Origin of the sequence: Streptomyces sp. NTH33 (assembly GCF_003236365.1) — a bacterium.
Lineage (GTDB): Bacteria > Actinomycetota > Actinomycetes > Streptomycetales > Streptomycetaceae > Streptomyces.
Window position 1 is genome coordinate 1 of record NZ_POTZ01000838.1, and the last position, 1,639, is coordinate 1,639.

Sequence of the window (1,639 nt, forward strand, 5' to 3'; positions counted from 1 at the left end):
GCCCTGAGACCGGCCGCATCCGCCGAGGGGAACCGCCATGGCTCCAGAACCACCCCTGCTCAGCATGTCCGGCATCACCAAGTCGTTCCCCGGAGTCCGCGCCCTGGACGGAGTGGACCTGGAGGTCCAGGCCGGAGAGGTCCACTGCCTGCTCGGCCAGAACGGCGCCGGGAAGTCCACCCTCATCAAGGTCCTCGCCGGGGCCCACCAGCCCGACGGCGGGCAGATCACCTGGCGGGGCGAGCCCATCGCCCTGAAGTCCCCGATCGCCGCCATGGGCCTGGGCATCGCCACCATCTACCAGGAACTCGACCTGGTGCCCCACCTGTCCGTCGCCGAGAACGTCTTCCTCGGCCACGAACCCACCACCGCCGGATTCGTCGTCCGCCGCCGTGACGCCCGTTCCACCACCGCCACCCTCCTCAAGCGGCTCGGCCACCCCGAGATCGACCCGGCCCGGCTCGTCGGCGAGTTGTCCGCGGCCCAGCAGCAGGTCGTCTCCATGGCACGGGCCCTCTCCCACGACGTCCGGCTCATCGTGATGGACGAGCCCTCCGCCGCCCTCGACCCCGACGAGGTCGACAACCTCTTCCGCATCGTCGGCGACCTCACCGCCGCGGGCGTCGCCGTCGTCTACATCTCCCACCGCCTGGAGGAGATCCGCCGCATCGGCGACCGGGTCACCGTCCTCAAGGACGGCCGCGCCGTCGCCGGCGGGCTGCCCGCGAAATCCACTCCGACCCGCGAGATCGTCGCCCTGATGACGGGCCGCAACGTCGAGTACGTCTTCCCGCCGCGCCCTGAGGCCGGCACCGAGCACCCCCCACCCGTCCTCACCGTCGAAGGACTCGCCCGCGACGGCGAGTTCGCCCCCCTCGACCTCGAACTGCGGCCCGGCGAGATCGTCGGCCTCGCCGGACTCGTCGGCTCCGGCCGCTCCGAGATCCTGGAGACCATCTACGGCGCCCGCAGGCCCAGCGCGGGCCGCGTCCTCGTCGACGGCAGGCCGCTGCGCCCCGGCAGCGTGCGCTCCGCCGTGCGCGCCGGCCTCGGACTCGCCCCCGAGGAACGCAAGGCGCAGGCCCTGCTGATGCTGGAGTCCGTCACCCGCAACGTCACCGTCTCCACGCTGTCGCGCTTCGCCCGCGCCGGCTGGCTCGACCGGGGCGCCGAACGCGCCGCCGCCCGGCGGGCCACCCGCGAACTCTCCCTGCGCCCCGACAACCCCGACGTCCCCGTGCGCACCCTCTCCGGCGGCAACCAGCAAAAAGCGGTCCTCGCCCGCTGGCTGCTGCGCGGCTGCCGCGTCCTGCTCCTCGACGAACCGACCCGCGGCGTCGACATCGGCGCCCGTGCCGAGCTGTACGCGGTGGTGCGCCGCCTCGCCGACGAGGGCCTCGCCGTCCTGATGGTCTCCAGCGAGGTGCCCGAGGTGCTCGGGCTCGCCGACCGCGTCCTGGTGCTCCGCGAGGGCCTCGTCGTCCACACGGCGCCCGCCCGTGAACTGGACGAACACCGCGTACTCGACCTGGTGATGGAAGGAAGCCCCGTGTCCACGCAGTCCGTACCCGAGGAAGGGAGCGTGACGTCATGACGCAGCCCGCCACCCCGGCCCAGCAGGACGGACCCGACGCCAGGC

Annotated in this window: 1 protein-coding gene; it reads left to right on the forward strand. The window is 73.2% G+C overall.

All coding sequences use genetic code 11. From position 1 onward, the window contains the following. The first annotated feature begins 37 nt into the window (after positions 1–37). Positions 38–1,594, forward strand: coding sequence for a sugar ABC transporter ATP-binding protein (locus C1I97_RS36820; protein ID WP_111007228.1), 1,557 nt, complete (start codon positions 38–40; stop codon positions 1,592–1,594). Positions 1,595–1,639: the final 45 nt, after the last annotated feature.